At 66.5% G+C, this 14,093-nt stretch carries 16 protein-coding genes; 14 read left to right on the top strand and 2 right to left on the bottom strand.

Annotated features, from left to right (window positions below; translation table 11 throughout):
• Positions 1-13 precede the first annotated feature (13 nt).
• The 7 genes from AC5P98_RS11820 (at position 14) to AC5P98_RS11850 (ending at position 5,009) form a co-directional block, all read left to right on the top strand.
• Positions 14-1,252: an NADH:flavin oxidoreductase/NADH oxidase family protein gene (locus AC5P98_RS11820; protein WP_049408534.1), complete on the top strand. Its 1,239-nt coding sequence runs from the start codon at positions 14-16 to the stop codon at positions 1,250-1,252.
• 92 nt (positions 1,253-1,344) lie between these two features.
• Entirely contained in the window at positions 1,345-1,821 is a 477-nt protein-coding gene (locus AC5P98_RS11825; protein ID WP_046431353.1) for a hypothetical protein, read from the top strand.
• A 103-nt stretch (positions 1,822-1,924) separates the two neighbouring features.
• Entirely contained in the window at positions 1,925-2,194 is a 270-nt protein-coding gene (locus AC5P98_RS11830; RefSeq protein ID WP_032957425.1) for a hypothetical protein, read from the top strand.
• A gap of 124 nt (positions 2,195-2,318) precedes the next feature.
• Positions 2,319-2,564, top strand: coding sequence for a hypothetical protein (locus tag AC5P98_RS11835; protein WP_014647588.1), 246 nt, complete (start codon positions 2,319-2,321; stop codon positions 2,562-2,564).
• Positions 2,565-2,678: 114 nt separating this feature from the next.
• Complete coding sequence (locus tag AC5P98_RS11840) at positions 2,679-2,927, top strand: hypothetical protein (protein WP_014647589.1); 249 nt, start codon at positions 2,679-2,681, stop codon at positions 2,925-2,927.
• A gap of 16 nt (positions 2,928-2,943) precedes the next feature.
• Positions 2,944-3,120 carry a hypothetical protein gene (locus AC5P98_RS11845; protein WP_172980598.1) on the top strand — a complete coding sequence of 59 codons (177 nt, stop codon included), beginning with the start codon at positions 2,944-2,946 and terminating at the stop codon, positions 3,118-3,120.
• A gap of 185 nt (positions 3,121-3,305) precedes the next feature.
• Complete coding sequence (locus AC5P98_RS11850; protein ID WP_041864224.1) at positions 3,306-5,009, top strand: ATP-binding protein; 1,704 nt, start codon at positions 3,306-3,308, stop codon at positions 5,007-5,009.
• Between the two features lie 7 nt (positions 5,010-5,016).
• Here the strand turns inward: AC5P98_RS11850 and AC5P98_RS11855 are convergent, their stop codons facing one another.
• Positions 5,017-6,540, bottom strand: coding sequence for an FAD-dependent monooxygenase (locus AC5P98_RS11855; RefSeq protein ID WP_049408532.1), 1,524 nt, complete (start codon positions 6,538-6,540; stop codon positions 5,017-5,019).
• Between the two features lie 82 nt (positions 6,541-6,622).
• Here AC5P98_RS11855 and AC5P98_RS11860 point away from each other — a divergent pair, with 82 nt between their 5' ends.
• From AC5P98_RS11860 to AC5P98_RS11875, 4 genes are all read left to right on the top strand, one after another.
• Complete coding sequence (locus AC5P98_RS11860) at positions 6,623-7,267, top strand: TetR/AcrR family transcriptional regulator (RefSeq protein WP_046431363.1); 645 nt, start codon at positions 6,623-6,625, stop codon at positions 7,265-7,267.
• A gap of 73 nt (positions 7,268-7,340) precedes the next feature.
• On the top strand, positions 7,341-9,482 hold the full coding sequence (locus AC5P98_RS11865) for a TonB-dependent siderophore receptor (RefSeq protein WP_049419054.1): 2,142 nt from the start codon (positions 7,341-7,343) through the stop codon (positions 9,480-9,482).
• A gap of 189 nt (positions 9,483-9,671) precedes the next feature.
• Positions 9,672-10,238, top strand: coding sequence for a putative periplasmic lipoprotein (locus AC5P98_RS11870; RefSeq protein ID WP_032957416.1), 567 nt, complete (start codon positions 9,672-9,674; stop codon positions 10,236-10,238).
• Positions 10,235-10,705: an outer membrane lipoprotein gene (locus AC5P98_RS11875; protein WP_032957414.1), complete on the top strand. Its 471-nt coding sequence runs from the start codon at positions 10,235-10,237 to the stop codon at positions 10,703-10,705. Before AC5P98_RS11870 ends, AC5P98_RS11875 begins: the two co-directional genes overlap by 4 nt.
• Positions 10,706-10,785: 80 nt before the next feature.
• On the opposite strand, the gene AC5P98_RS11880 is transcribed toward AC5P98_RS11875, so the two are convergent.
• Positions 10,786-11,067, bottom strand: a complete 282-nt coding sequence (locus AC5P98_RS11880) for a hypothetical protein (protein WP_032957412.1) — start codon at positions 11,065-11,067, stop codon at positions 10,786-10,788.
• Positions 11,068-11,277: 210 nt separating this feature from the next.
• Here AC5P98_RS11880 and AC5P98_RS11885 point away from each other — a divergent pair, with 210 nt between their 5' ends.
• The 3 genes from AC5P98_RS11885 to AC5P98_RS11895 all read left to right on the top strand — a co-directional run bounded on the left by AC5P98_RS11885 (position 11,278) and on the right by AC5P98_RS11895 (position 14,054).
• On the top strand, positions 11,278-11,952 hold the full coding sequence (locus AC5P98_RS11885; protein ID WP_014647595.1) for a response regulator transcription factor: 675 nt from the start codon (positions 11,278-11,280) through the stop codon (positions 11,950-11,952).
• Positions 11,952-13,301 (top strand): sensor histidine kinase, encoded by a 1,350-nt coding sequence (locus AC5P98_RS11890; RefSeq protein WP_049419057.1) that lies wholly within the window; start codon positions 11,952-11,954, stop codon positions 13,299-13,301. Before AC5P98_RS11885 ends, AC5P98_RS11890 begins: the two co-directional genes overlap by 1 nt.
• A gap of 276 nt (positions 13,302-13,577) precedes the next feature.
• Positions 13,578-14,054: a hypothetical protein gene (locus AC5P98_RS11895; protein WP_234413064.1), complete on the top strand. Its 477-nt coding sequence runs from the start codon at positions 13,578-13,580 to the stop codon at positions 14,052-14,054.
• The last annotated feature ends 39 nt before the right edge of the window (positions 14,055-14,093 follow it).

Here is a 14,093-nt window from a genome sequence, read left to right on the forward strand (position 1 = left end):
CTGGAGCTGTCCGATGTCGCTGTTCTCGCCCCTGGCACTACCCTCCGGTGCCATCATCCGCAACCGCATTGCCAAGGCCGCGATGGAGGAAAACATGGCCGACGCCGACCACGCGCCGTCCGCTGCGCTGCTGCAGCTCTACCAGCGTTGGGCCGATGGCGGCGCAGGACTGATCATCACCGGCAACGTGATGGTCGATGGCCGCGCCATGACCGGCCCCGGCGGCGTGGTGCTGGAAGACGACCGCCACCTTGACCGCTTCATCGCCTGGGCCGAAACGGCACGCTCACGGGGCGCGCAGATGTGGATGCAGATCAACCATCCCGGGAGGCAGATGCCGGCCGCACTCGGCCAACCGGCACTCGCGCCGTCAGCCGTCGCCCTGGAGATGGGCGCGCTGTCCAGGCAGTTCGCACCGCCGCGGGCGATGACCGAGGCGGACATCGAAGAGGTGATCGGCCGCTTCATCCGCAGCGCCGAGCTGGCCGAGCGCGCCGGGTTCAGTGGCGTGCAGATCCATGCCGCGCACGGTTACCTGCTCAGCCAGTTCCTGTCGCCGCTGTCCAACCGCCGCGACGACCGCTGGGGCGGCAGCCTGCACAACCGTGCGCGCCTGCTGCTGGAGATCGTGCAGGGGGTGCGCGCCACCGTGTCGCCCACGTTCGCGGTGGCCGTGAAGCTCAATTCCGCCGATTTCCAGCGCGGTGGCTTCTCGCCCGAGGATGCGCGCGCAGTGGTGGAAATGCTGGCGCCGCTCGGCGTGGACCTGGTCGAACTGTCCGGTGGCAGCTACGAAGCACCGGCCATGACCGGTGCCGCACGCGACCAGCGCAGCCTGGCCCGCGAGGCCTACTTCCTTGAGTTCGCGCGTGAGATCGCCACGGTGGCAACCATGCCGCTGATGGTCACCGGTGGCATCCGCCGTCGCGCCGTGGCCGATCAGGTACTTGACAGCGGTGTGGCCATGGTCGGCGTCGCAACCGCGCTGGCGATCGAGCCGGATCTGCCACACCGCTGGCAGCAGGGCCGCGACCCGGTGCCGACACTGCGCACCATCGACTGGCGCAACAAACCGTTGGCCGCCAGCGCACACATGGCCGCAGTGAAGTACCAGTTGGCGCGGCTGAGCAGGCTCCGGCCCACGGCGCCGGGTGTTTCGCCCGTCTGGGCACTGCTGCTGGCACAGGCGGCCGCAAAGTGCCGGACCCGCCGCTACCGGCGCTGGATCGGTGCACGCGCAGGAGGATACTGAGCGGGCAGGCTTCTCATCACCGAATCGATGCTCCACCATCTGCACGATCGGCGGCAGCCCGTCGCCGGTCGCAACACGCAGAAGGAACCCTCGTGGCAGCAGGACCAACCAGGAACCACGAAAAGCTGCTCGATGACCTGCTCTCACTGGGCCGCAACTGGGCGCTGGCCATTGCCATCGCGGGTGCCGGAGCTGCGGTCCATTACAGCGAGTCGGTCTACGAAGCAGGCATCTGGCGCGACCTGCTGCCCACGCTCTGCTTCCTGGTCGCCATCGTCTGGATCGTGCTCAGCATCATCCGCTTCGACCTGACCATCCAGCAGCACTTCGAGCGGAAATTGTCACGCTGGCTCAGCCGTCTGCTGTATGTCGTGCTGCTTGGCACCGGCATCACTGCCGTGTTCTTCGTCACCGAACTGGCGGAGAACAATCACATCGCGCGGATGTGCGACTCGGTGGCCAATGAACCCGGCAGCCGCATCCACAGGTCGGCCGAGTGCCAGCGCCTGTACCAGCACCGCGCGGCGTACCGGCAGCGCCTGGAATCGGCCGAGGGTGAGTTCGACTGAACGGGCTTCATCGCGGTCTTCGCGCGCGATGAACACATTTCGTGGATGTGCATTTGGGCACAGTGCAGCCGACGCCGCGCTCTCGGCCCGTACCGGACCCGCAATGCACCCCCATCGCGCACCTGCCCGCCATGATGCCATCGCCTTGCAGGCCGGCATGCTGGGCAGCGTGTTGGGCGTGGCGCTGTTCAAGGCCATCGCACTGTCTGCGTTGGCGACGGGTTCGATGATGGGTATCGGGCTATGGGTGATGGCCTGCGCGCTGCTGGCAGCGTGGGCGCTCGCAGCCTATCTGGCCTGCCTGGCACTGAGCCGACGCGTGTTCGTGCTGATGCTGGTGCTGTGCACGGTACTGGTGATCTGCATCGCCTGACGCCGGCAGGGGCCGGACTATCGCGCATCTGTTATAGGATAACAAGTGCGGTTGGTCCGATTGTGCATGCCCGGTGTCACGGATTTGAATTCCATGGCCATCCTGGCATCACCCGAGGCCCCCCATGAACCTGCAGCCCCCGCTCCGCGCGACCCTCATTGCCATCGCCCTCGCATCGCTCAGCGCCTGCGCCACCTATGACGACAGCAACATGCATCAAGCCTGCCAGGAGTCGCCGCACCTGAAGGACCTGCCGCCCGAGGTCGCTGCCCGCGAGAGCCGCTGCAACAAGGGCATGGAAGTGTGGTCGAGCGAGCGCAAGGGCAGTGACAAGCCGCTGGACCTGAGCGGAAAGAAGAACAATCCCTGACGAAGGTGCGCGCCCGGTTGCCGCGCCTGTCTTGATCGCGCCCATGCATCCGGCTGACTGCTCCATCACAGCCGGCGCGCGACGATGAGGTCTCCCCACCCTGTCGAGACTCAGATGCCGGACACTGCCCACCCTGTCATTCGCGCGTTCGAGGCCGTGTTCGATCTATCAGGCAGCGTGCAGCGCATCACTGCGCTCACGGTCACCTGCCGGCATTGCTCGTCGACCAGCTCTGCCAGCGAAGACAACCTGGTGCAACTTCCGGGCGGGGCGTTGTTTCGTTGTGACGGGTGCGGCTGCCATCAACCGGTCAGCCACGCCCGCCTGTCGGACTGGCAACCGGCGTCGTTGCTGGGTATCTGAGGGCCGCCACGTGGAAATGACTGCGGAACAGCGGAAAATACTCCAGGCAATCGCCGCTGCAGAGCCGGTGCGCGGCGATGCCGCAACGTGGGCGGTGACCGCCGGATGGGCGGTACAGGCGGAAGACGGGGATATCGATCTGACCGAGGCTGGCCGGGATGTGCTCACCGCGCAGGCAGGTCGTAAGGGCTAGACCCGCCGATCAGGCCAGCTTCGCCTCCCTTCGCGCTGCGCCGCGATAGCGGCAACCTGCGGAACAAGGGGTGCATCCCTGCCACGTCAACGGCGAAGTGGCGAGGCCCTTCATGCCGAGGGTGTGCAGGGCATCATGACATGCGCTCGGCTATGCTGCGCCACCTCCCTGCGCCAATGGCGGCCATGCATCCTTTTCCCCTGCCAGTCTCTGCACCTGATCAGCTCGCCTACCGACTGCTGCAGGACAGTGACTGGGCCCGCTCGGCCACTGCCGCAAGCGCACCCGCCGAACTTCGCACCTTGCTGGCGATGATCCTGGATTCGCCGGAACCCCTGTGGCTTGCCTGGGGCAAGGAAGACAAGGCGTTCTTCTTCAATGATGCCTATCTGCCGATGCTGGGGGAAAAGCTGCACGGCGCGATGGGCAACCGTCTGGAGGATGTCTGGGCGGACGTATGGCCGGACGTGGTGCATGCCGTCGACGACGCCTTTGCCGGCACCAGCCGCAGCTTCAAGAACCTGCCATTGATGATGGATCGCGACGGCACGCTGCGCGAAACTTTCTGGACGTTTTCCTATTCACCGCTGCGCGTCGGCTGCGGCAGTGTCGCCGGTATCCTGTGCGTGGTCAGCGAGCAGACCGAACGGGTGATCGAGCGCGACCTGCACAGCCGCCAGGTCGCGGCGATCACCGAGCAGGCGCGGGAGGCCCATCTGGAACTGGTGCGCGCCCGCGAGCAGCTGCGCCAGTCGCAGAAGCTGGAGGCGATCGGCCAGCTCACCGGCGGTGTGGCCCACGACTTCAACAACCTGCTGCAGGTCATCACCGGTTCGGTGGACATGCTCCTGCACACGTGGCCGTCAGACGACACCCGGCGCCGCTACATCCAGGCCATTGCCACAGCCTCGGACCGCGCCACCAAGCTGACCGCGCAACTGCTTGCGTTCTCGCGTCGCCAGAGCCTGTCGCCGGAGGTCTTCGATCTCTGCGAGAGCGTGCACGCGCTTTCGGACATCATCACCACGGTACTGGGTGCACGCATCCAGGTGTCGTTGACGTTGCCCGGCACGCCGTTGCCGGTGCTGCTGGACCGGACCCAGCTGGACACTGCATTGATCAACATCGCGGTCAACGCGCGCGATGCGATCGAGGGACACGGCAGGGTGACCATCGAGGTGGAGCAGGTAACCGCGGTGCCTTCGGTGCGCTTCGCCGCGCCGATGAAGGGCGACTTCGCCGCGATCAGCGTGACCGACACCGGAGCAGGCATCGACCCCGCCGTCGTCGACCGCATCTTCGAGCCCTTCTTCACCACCAAGAGCGTCGGCGCCGGAACCGGCCTCGGCCTCAGCCAGGTGTTCGGCTTCGTCAAGCAGTCGGAAGGCGAGGTGGACGTGCAGAGCCAGGCGGGCGCCGGTACCCGCTTCACCCTGTACCTGCCGCTGGCGCAGGCGAGAGAAATGACGGAACGGCCGGCGACGCTACCGGGGCTGCAGCATGGTCACGGTGTCTGCGTGCTGGTTGTGGAAGACAACGTCGATGTGGCCGAATTTGCCGTCGGCGCCCTGCGCGAGCTCGATTACAACGTGGTACTTGCGCACAATGCGGACGAGGCCCTGGCGGAGCTCGAACGGGATGCCTCCCGCTTCGATGTAGTGTTCAGCGACGTAGTGATGCCTGGCATGAACGGCCTGGATCTGGCCCGTACCATCCGCAGCCGCCTGCCTGGGCTTCCAGTGATCCTTACCAGCGGCTACAGCGAACTGCTGGCCCGGGACCCTGGCCATGGCTTCACCCTGCTGCGCAAGCCTTACTCATTGAAGCAGCTGGCCTCGGTGATGACCGAAGCCGGGCGCTGCGCGCAGGCCGTGGTGGCGTCGCCCTAGCGGGCGGTCACCGCAGCGAACCGAACCAGCGTTCCAGCGAAGGCTCCAGCCCCGACGTGTCACCGCCAGCATCGCAGGCCCAGGCGACGATACCGTCGGGGCGGACCAGCACGGCGCCCAGTCCCAGCGTGTCGCGCGCCGTGGACATCACGCAGGTGACCGACCGCTGCCAGCGCTCAATGATCGGACCGAGCGAATCGCCGGTATCGAGCCCCAGCAGCACGCCCTGCCCTGCACGCAGCAGCTCTCCCATCCGACGGTCATCAGCCAGTTGAACGTCCGGTGCGCTTCGGCCAACCCGCGGATGGCTGCCGTCGAGCACCGGTGGCGGTGCCACACCCCACAGCCGCTCGGCGAGATAGGTGGCACCGTCGCGGGTCGCGGCCAGGTCGGCGATGACCGCCGCCAGCGCGCGCGACCCGGGGCCTGGCCGCATCAACGCCACCTGCGCACGTGACCAGTCGAGCACCTGGGCGCCGATCGGATGGCGCTCAGCCTGATAGCTGTCCAACAGCGACTCTGCCACATCACCTCGCACCACCGCGGCCAGCTTCCACCCCAGGTTCATCGCATCGCCGATGCCGAGGTTCAGCCCCTGCCCGCCCAACGGCGAATGCATGTGCGCGGCATCACCGGCCAACAGCACGCGGCCGCTGCGATAGGCCGTGGCCTGGCGCGCGGCATCGGTCCATGTGGTGGCCAGATGCAACGCCGTGATCGTTGCCTCTCGCCCGGACACACGCCGCAGCAGCGCCTGGGCGGTGTGCCGGTCCAGCGGCGTGCGATGGCCGGCGCCACCGTCGAAATCGGCCAGCGCCAGCATGCCCGGCGGATTGAAATTGCACATGCCGTGTTCGGTGAACTGACGCCCCGGGACGAGCACCGACGGGTCTGCCAGTTCGACCTGCAGCGTGTGCCCGGTGAACTCCGGCGCCGTCCCTGCGAACACGAACCCCGATTGCTTGCGTACCGTGCTGCGGGCGCCATCGCAACCGACCAGCCAGCGGCCCCGCATCAGCCCGCGACCGGTCTGGACCACCATCTGTGCTTCGCGTGCGTGCACCGCCTGCACCGTGCAGCCACGCTCGATCTGTACACCCAGCGACACCGCACGCTCGGCCAGCACCGCCTCCAGCGACTGCAGCTCGACCGCCATCTGGGTGGGCACCGGCGTCGGCAGGCGATGGCGCCAGCGCGCACTGTCCACGTTGTCCAGCGCAAAAGGAATGCCGGCGAAGTGGCCGCCCAGTGGCCGCGGTTGCGCCAGCCAATGGGCGGTGCCGGGCGGCGGTGCGCCGTTGTCCGGCTTCAGCACCTGACTGGCGGCAACCGCATCCAGCAGGCCACGTCGATCCAGGGCCTCCAGGGTGGGCGCATTCAAGCCGCGCAAGCCAAAGGGCAGGCGTTTCAAGGGCGTCTCGGGCGACGCTGCCTGCTCCAGCAACAGGACCGAACAGCCGGCCTGGGCCAGCTCGCACGACAGGAACAGGCCGACCGGGCCGGCCCCGGCGATGACGACGTCGTACAACATGGGATTTCCCTGTGAGCGCCGGGCCGGCGCTCTGGCGACGCCAATGTTACACTCGGTGTACGTTTCCACCAGTGAACCGCCCATGATCCCGCCCCGGGGCCGCCGCGAGCAGCGCAAGACCGAGACCCGACAGACCATTTCGGACGTCGCCACCGAACTGATCATCCGCCGCGGCTTCGAAGCCGTGTCCATGTCCGAGATTGCCAATGCGGCGGGGGTCTCGCGCAAGACGGTCTTCAATTATTTCGCCAGCAAGGAAGACCTGGTGTTCGACCGCGATGAGGAGGCCCGGACCCTGCTTCGCGAAGGCATGGCGGCGCGCCGTGGCATGGCCCCGCTGGCCGCCTTCCAATCGCTGGTGCGGGAGCTGCTGGACAGCGGCCATCCGCTGTTACGGATCAACTCCGGTGCAGCGGCCTTCTGGGCAACCGTGGCCGACAGTCCGGTGCTGGTGGCGCACGCGCGACGGCTGCAGGCACAGCTGGCCGACGACCTGGCCCAGCTGATGGCCGACGCGGCCGGTCGGCCCGCGCAGGACGCGGAGGCACGCCTGGGCGCAGCCATGCTGCTGGCGTCGATGGTGGCCGCCTATGAGAGTGGACTGGCCAGCCAGCAGAGGGGCGAGGATCCGCGCCAAGCGATGCTGCAGCTGATCGTGCGCGGTGGCACCGGCGTGCTGGTGGCCTTGGCCGGCACCCCATATACCGACCCGGGCCTGCGTCCATAGCGCACTCGGGGGATAGGTCACGAAGCGTTGCAAATGCTAATCCTTCTCATTTGCAGCCCGCCCCGACCCCCTCATGCCGCTTCCAACCCCGCTCAAGCACGCCCTCTGCCTGGCGCTGCCCCTTTCCCTGGCTACGCCTGCACTGGCCTCCGAGGCCTCCGCTGACACCCTGAAGGACCTGGACAAGGTCGAAGTCCGCGGCCGCGCGCAGACCCTGTACCGCGCCAACGATGCGGCCGTCGGCACCCGCACCGATACCCCGTTGGAACTGGTGCCGCAGTCGATCCAGGTCGTGCCGCGCGAGCTGATCGACGACCAGGCCGCGCGCCAGGTCACCGATCTGTACCGCAGCATCAGCGGCATCAGCTTCTTCAGCTATGCCGGCGTCACCCTGCGCGGGTTCCGCCAGGAGAACGTTCTCTACGACGGCCTGCGTGGTGATCCCTATGCGGGCTTCTCGGTGCCGCAACTGTTCAATATCGAACGCGTGGAAGTACTGAAAGGTCCGGCCGGTGCGCTGTACGGCGGTGGTGATGCGGGCGGTGTCATCAACTATGTAACGCGCAAGCCCAAGGCGCGCGCCGAACGCCGCATCGAGCTGCAGGCAGGCGACAAGGACTTCCGCGCCGGATCGATCGAAGGCACCGGCCCCTTGAATGCCAGCGGCAGCATTCGCTATCGCGCCGGCCTGTATGCCGACAGCGAGCAGGGCGTGCGCTGGAATGCCGACAGCGAAAGCGTGATCGGCGATGCCTCGCTGGCCTTCGATGTCGGCCAGACCGGCGAACTGGTGCTGCAGTTCACCGACATCACCCAGAACCTGGGCGGCAACCGCCTGCGCGGCGTGCCGGTGAACGATGCCGGCAGCTTCCTGACCGACCGCCGCTGGAACCACAACGAGGCCAGTGACTTCCTCGACATGCGCGCCAAGGTCGCACTGGCGCAGTATCGCTTCGCACCGCGCGACAACCTGGACGTGGACCTTGCTGCGCGCTGGTTCAGCAACAACGAGCACCAGATGTACCACGAGCCGATGGGGCTGATTGATCGTGACCGCGACGGCGTGGCCGAGTGGATGACGCGCCAGCTGCGCAACCAGATCCGTGACAACACTGCCTTCACCGCCAGCGGCAATGCCGTATGGCGGATCAACACCGGCCGTATCGAACACAAGGTGCTGTTCGGCGCCGACGTGTACCAGCTCGACGCCGACTTCACCGCGCAGACCGCCAACAGCGCCGACCTGGCACGCGGCGCCGGCCCGGTGCGGGGCATTGACCTGTTCAACCCGGTCTATGGCGCGAGCACCTGGCATGACTACAACCTGGCCGCTCTGCCCTGGCGCAGCACCGCCACCCGCAGCAAGCGCTACGGCGGCTACCTGCAGGATGAGCTGGCACTGGGCGCGCGCTGGCATGTGCTGGCCGGGCTGCGCTGGGATGGCTTCAAGGATCAGGACCGCATGGGTGGCGGCAGCGTGGATGGCAACGATCTCAGCTGGCGCCTGGGCAGTACCTTTACCGTCCGGGACGGCGTGAACCTGTACGCCAACATCGCCAGCGGCTTCGTGCCGCAGAGTGCCACCAACCAGAACCCGGCGGCCGGCGGACCGTTCGACGCGGAGCGCAGCAGGCAATGGGAAGTCGGTCTGAAGTCCCTGCTGGCCGACCGTGTGACCCTGAACATGGCGGCCTACCGCATCGACCGCAGCAACATCGTGCAGGCCACCGGCGAGGTGATCGGCGGGGTAAACCAACTCGCTGCGCTGGGCCTGGTACGCAGCACGGGCATGGAACTGGACCTGCTGGCCGACGTGACCGAGCGCTGGGTGGTGAACCTGACCTACGCCTACAACGACGCACGGGTGAAGGATGCCGGACCGAACGGCATCACCAATGCCTCCGGCGACCGCTTCGCCAATGCGCCACGCAACAAGCTCGGCGTGTGGACGCGCTACGACCTGCCGTCGATCAACTCGGCCATCGGCTTCGGCGCCGACCATGTGGGCGAGCGTGTCAGCCTGGATGGGCAGGCGGTCAAGGCATACACGGTATTCGACATGAGCTGGAAGACCACGTGGAAGCAGTGGCAGTTCCAGGCCAACGTCAAGAACCTGTTCGACAAGGTGTACGCGGCCAGCGGCTTCATCGAGCGCAACGGGCATTTCCCGGGCGAGCCGCGGCGGGTGTATGTGCAGGCGGCTTACAGCTTCTGAGCGGAGCCACCTGCGTCGCCGGCATCTCGTGCCAGCGTGCCGCCTGCCCGGACGGTAGACCACCCCAATTCAGGTATCCTTGCGCGCAGTCAGCCACGTCTTCATGCGACCGCTGCGGTGCAGCATCGACGTTGCCGACGAACATACGATTCACCATGGATGTTTCAACGTAGTCACAGGGGAAAATGGATGAAGAAGTTCCTGTTCGCGGCGATCATCGCCGTGTCGCTGGCGGGTTGTACCACCAATCCGCCGCTCAATTTCTCGGTCCCGAACGTCGGGGTCAGCAGCAAGAAGATTGATGGCGAACTGAAGTCGCTGACGGTCACGCTGGCACGTCCGGATGAAGCCAAGGGCAAGATTCCCGCGCAGGCCCAGCACGAAGTGCCGCAGATGTGGCAGAACGCGCTGACCGAAGCGCTCAATAAGATGGCGGTGTTCCGCGACGATGCACCGGTGAAGTTGAGCCTGTCGGTGAAGATTCTGGCGATCGACATTCCCAGCTTCGGTGCATCGATGACCACCAAGACGATCGCCCGCTACGAGCTGATCGATCGTGCAACCGGCAGCATCGTCTACACCCAGGATGTCAGCGCATCCGGCGAAGTTCCGTTCAACTATGCCTTCGCAGGGGTAATCCGTGCCCGCGAGTCGATCAGCCGCTCAGCACAGAACAACATCGCCCAGTTCCTGCAGGCGCTGGAAACCGTGGACATTACCAAGCCGATGTTCCCGAACAAGCAGGAAGCGCCATGAAGCGCCTGCTGGTGGCTGCATCCGTTGCTGCGATGCTGACGGCCTGCGCGCCAAATGTGCGTACGGACAGTTATTCCATCGGTTCAGTGGGACAGGTCAATCGAACTGTCGGCGGTACGGTCATCAGCGTCCGCGCGGTCAGTATTGACGGTTCACAGGGCGGCGGTGCCGTTGCCGGCGCTGCGGCTGGCGGTGTGGCCGGCTCCACCATCGGCGGCAGCGACCAGGGGGCGGCCATCGGTGCCATTGGCGGCCTCGTGGTCGGAGCTATTGCCGGTGCAGCCTCCGAACGCGCACTCTCGCAGGCCAAGGGCCTGGAATATGTTGTGCAGACGGAGAACGGCAACCTGATGACGGTTGTGCAGGGCCCCGATCCGGTGTTCACCACCGGCATGCGGGTCCTGGTGCTGTATGGATCGCCCTCGCGCATCATTGCCGATCCGCGACAAGCGAAGACAGCGCCGTAACCCCCAACAATGCCCCTTTCGAGGGGCATCGTTGTATTGGATATCGAGGGGGAGGTGGCAACCCACCTCCCCTGCCCAGGTCAGTGCGAGCAGGACACCAGCATCGAGCGGGTGGCCATCTGGGTAGAGGTGAAGCCGTTCCTGTTGCCCACCGCGATGGCATTTCCTTCATCGCCATCCTTGCTGAAGACCACATAGCCGCCTGGGCACATCTGCCCGGCCTTTTCGTAGCAGCCACTCCAGGAACTGGAACCGCTGCAGTCGATGGAAACACCACGGCGGCCATCGGGGGTGACGGTCATTTTGGCAGTGGTGCAGCCACTCAAGGCGGCAACCAGCAACAGCGGGACGAACAACTTCATGGGCACTCCAGGGGTTGGGGATCAGCGAACGGGCGCCAAGGCTGGAGTGCGCGGATTGCGCGAACCTTGCGCCGGGCGGCCCGCGCCGCAGCGGGTGTTGCGGCGTCACCGGCAGGCCCCGAAGGAACGCCATGTTCACGCAATGTTCCTGTAATACGGTGCCGGCGCTTGCCGCCCGCCTTATGCCTCCTTCCCGCCTGACGCCTGCCGATGCACATCCTGCTGATCGAAGACGAAGCCGAACTGGCTGCCACCCTGAAGTCTGCCCTGCAGCGGGAGCGCTACGTCGTGGACCTGGCCAGCACCCTGGCACTGGCCCGCCAAGCAGCACTTTCCGGATCACACGACCTGGTGCTGCTGGACCGCACCCTGCCCGATGGTGACGGGCTGGGGCTCATTCCCGTGCTGCGCGGGCGCAATCCGGGGGTGCCGATCATCGTGCTCAGCGCACTGGGACAGTTGCCGGACCGCATCGCCGGCCTGGATGAGGGCGCCGACGACTACCTGGCCAAGCCCTTCGCGCTGGAAGAACTGTTCGCGCGGATCCGCGCGGCCGGGCGCCGGCCGAGCGGCATGCAGGTGGAGCCGGTGAGCATCGGCCGGCTGCTGTTCGACCCCACCTCGGGCGAAGCCAGCGTGGGCGGACAGCGACTGGAGCTTCCGCGCCGCGAGATCCGCGTGCTGGCGGCCCTCGCCCGCCGGCTGGGCCGCACCGTGCTTCGCGAATCCATCGAGATGGCGGTGTACGGCTTCGACGACGGCATCCATTCCAACACGCTGGACTCGCATGTCTCACGCCTGCGGCGCAAGCTGGCCGACGCGGATGCGGGGGTGGAAATCCATGCCATCCGCGGTGTCGGCTATCTGATGCGGGAAACGAAGTAATGGCGCTTCGTCCCTCACTGAAGCGCCCGCTGATCGTCAAAACCCTGATCTACCAGCTGCTCGCACTGCTGGTGGCCTTCTTCGCATTGCTGATGGTGCTGGTGCGTGTCGACAGCGGCGGCTACTACACCATCCAGACCTTCGCCCCGGTGGCGGCAGAGGCCGTTCGTCGGGACAGCAAGGGCGAGCTGTATGTGGAACGCACGCCGGCGCTGGACGAGCTGCTGAAGATCGTCCCCGGCGCGTGGTTCATCGCCGAGGATGAGCAGGGCCAACATGTGACATTCGGCCACGTTCCGCCCGCCTACGCCTCGCTGGTCGGCGCCCTCGACGGCATTCCCTATGGCGACCTGCGCGGACGCGGCCGCAACGACGGCCTGGCCGTGGTGATACGCCAGCACAGCGGTCCGGCCGGCAAGCTGACCATCATGGCCCATGGCGAAACCGATTCGCTGACCTGGCAGATGGCGCTGGCCGCACACATCATCACCCTGCCGATCTTCCTGCTGCTGGGCCTGGCCACCATCATCCTGACCCCGATCATCGTGCGCCGCGCCCTGGCTGGCGTGGAGCGCATCGCGCAGGAAGCCCGCAACATCTCTGCCAGCCGTCGCGGCATCCGTCTGACAGAGACCGCCGTACCGGTAGAGATCGCCCCCCTCGTGACCGCGGTGAACGAAGCGCTGGACCGACTGGACGAAGGGCACGAACGGCAGCGCCGCTTCATCGCCGCCGCCGCCCATGAGCTGCGTACACCGATCGCCATCCTGCGGGTGAAGATCGATGCCACCGACGATTCCACCTCACGCAGCCTGGCGGTGGAAGTCGCTCGGCTGGCAACGCTTGCCGAGCAGCTCCTGGACCTGCACCGCATGGAAGCCGATGGACCGAAGGACTCCCTCAACCTGGCCCGCGTGGCCAAGCGGGTCGTCGCCGATCTGGCCCCCCTGCTGATCCAGTCCGACAAGACGGTCGCCGTGGCAGTGGAACCGAACTTCCCGGTGCTGGGCGAGTCCGGTGCCATCGAACGGGTGCTCTCCAACCTGGTACTGAATGCCGCCGAGCACGGTGGACGTCATATCATCGTGCGCGTGCAGGGCAGCTGCCTTGAGGTGGAAGACGATGGACCCGGCATTCCGGTCGACCAGCGCGAACGCGTGTTCGAGCCCTTCCAACGCCTGCGGCCCCGGCAGACAGGCGCCGGATTGGGATTGAACCTGGTGCGGCAGGTGATCGACCGCCACGGCGGCCACGTCACGATTCTGGATGCGCCCGGTGGTGGCGCCCTGATCCGCGTCGAGTTCCCCGTGCATCCAGGCGTCACCAGCGCATTGGCGCCGGAGTACTGAGCGCATCGCTTCCACGTGGATGACTATGCGCGGATGACTACTGGCTGTCCGCGCGCCAGGACTGCGGTTGATGCGCAAGGTTGCGGCAATGTTCGCTGCCCAGCATCCAGGTGAGCGGCACAGCAGGTGCTGCGTCCGGAACTGACAGGAAGCCTGCATGTGACACAGGGAGCTCCTCCACCGCCCTCTTCCCCCCCTGCCCCGCCGCCTCGGAATACGCCCAGCCTGACCGCCGCAGCATGGAACTGCCGCGCGCATGCAGGCCGCACGCGTGGGTTGGAACACTGGCCGCACTGGCTGCGGATGATTCCCGAACGCGAGCGGGCCGGCGTGCTGATCCGCCTGTTCGCCGCGCTGTTCCTGCTGCTCCCCGGCCTTGCGCTGGTGGCTTCCGCGTATCGGCACGCGCATGCAACGGCCACTGCCGTGCTGGTGTTCGTCGCCGTGCATGCCGCACTGCACATGCTGGTCGTGTGGCGAGGGGCTGCACTGCGCCCGGCTCCCCCGCTGCTGCGGGCCCTGGATACGCATGCAGCCACCGTGATGCTTGCTGCCACGTTGATGATCATCGCGATCATCGCCGCCACCGCAACGCTGCCGATTGCGGTCTGCGCCGTGCTGCTGGTCGGCGCATTGTGCCACCTTTCGACCTTGCCCACGCCGGCGCAACGCCTCCGCCACGTGCTGTTGGCGCTCGGTAGCATGATCCAGTTCATCGCGATGGCACTGCTCACGCAGGGCATTGCCCACTGACACGCCTGCACCATCGCAAGGTTCGCGCAATCCAGCGCA

The sequence above is a fragment of the Stenotrophomonas sp. YJH_SMC_135 genome, from assembly GCF_059372355.1.

Bases quoted from the DNA above. Each gene is read 5' to 3' on its own strand.
- AC5P98_RS11820 (WP_049408534.1), top strand. From the start codon at position 14: ATGTCGCTGTTCTCGCCCCTGGCACTACCCTCCGGTGCCATCATCCGC.
- AC5P98_RS11830 (WP_032957425.1), top strand. From the start codon at position 1,925: ATGCACCCCCATCGCGCACCTGCCCGCCATGATGCCATCGCCTTGCAG.
- AC5P98_RS11835 (WP_014647588.1), top strand. From the start codon at position 2,319: ATGAACCTGCAGCCCCCGCTCCGCGCGACCCTCATTGCCATCGCCCTC.
- AC5P98_RS11840 (WP_014647589.1), top strand. From the start codon at position 2,679: ATGCCGGACACTGCCCACCCTGTCATTCGCGCGTTCGAGGCCGTGTTC.
- AC5P98_RS11845 (WP_172980598.1), top strand. From the start codon at position 2,944: ATGACTGCGGAACAGCGGAAAATACTCCAGGCAATCGCCGCTGCAGAG.
- AC5P98_RS11850 (WP_041864224.1), top strand. From the start codon at position 3,306: ATGCATCCTTTTCCCCTGCCAGTCTCTGCACCTGATCAGCTCGCCTAC.
- AC5P98_RS11855 (WP_049408532.1), bottom strand. From the start codon at position 6,540: ATGTTGTACGACGTCGTCATCGCCGGGGCCGGCCCGGTCGGCCTGTTC.
- AC5P98_RS11860 (WP_046431363.1), top strand. From the start codon at position 6,623: ATGATCCCGCCCCGGGGCCGCCGCGAGCAGCGCAAGACCGAGACCCGA.
- AC5P98_RS11865 (WP_049419054.1), top strand. From the start codon at position 7,341: ATGCCGCTTCCAACCCCGCTCAAGCACGCCCTCTGCCTGGCGCTGCCC.
- AC5P98_RS11870 (WP_032957416.1), top strand. From the start codon at position 9,672: ATGAAGAAGTTCCTGTTCGCGGCGATCATCGCCGTGTCGCTGGCGGGT.
- AC5P98_RS11875 (WP_032957414.1), top strand. From the start codon at position 10,235: ATGAAGCGCCTGCTGGTGGCTGCATCCGTTGCTGCGATGCTGACGGCC.
- AC5P98_RS11880 (WP_032957412.1), bottom strand. From the start codon at position 11,067: ATGAAGTTGTTCGTCCCGCTGTTGCTGGTTGCCGCCTTGAGTGGCTGC.
- AC5P98_RS11885 (WP_014647595.1), top strand. From the start codon at position 11,278: ATGCACATCCTGCTGATCGAAGACGAAGCCGAACTGGCTGCCACCCTG.
- AC5P98_RS11890 (WP_049419057.1), top strand. From the start codon at position 11,952: ATGGCGCTTCGTCCCTCACTGAAGCGCCCGCTGATCGTCAAAACCCTG.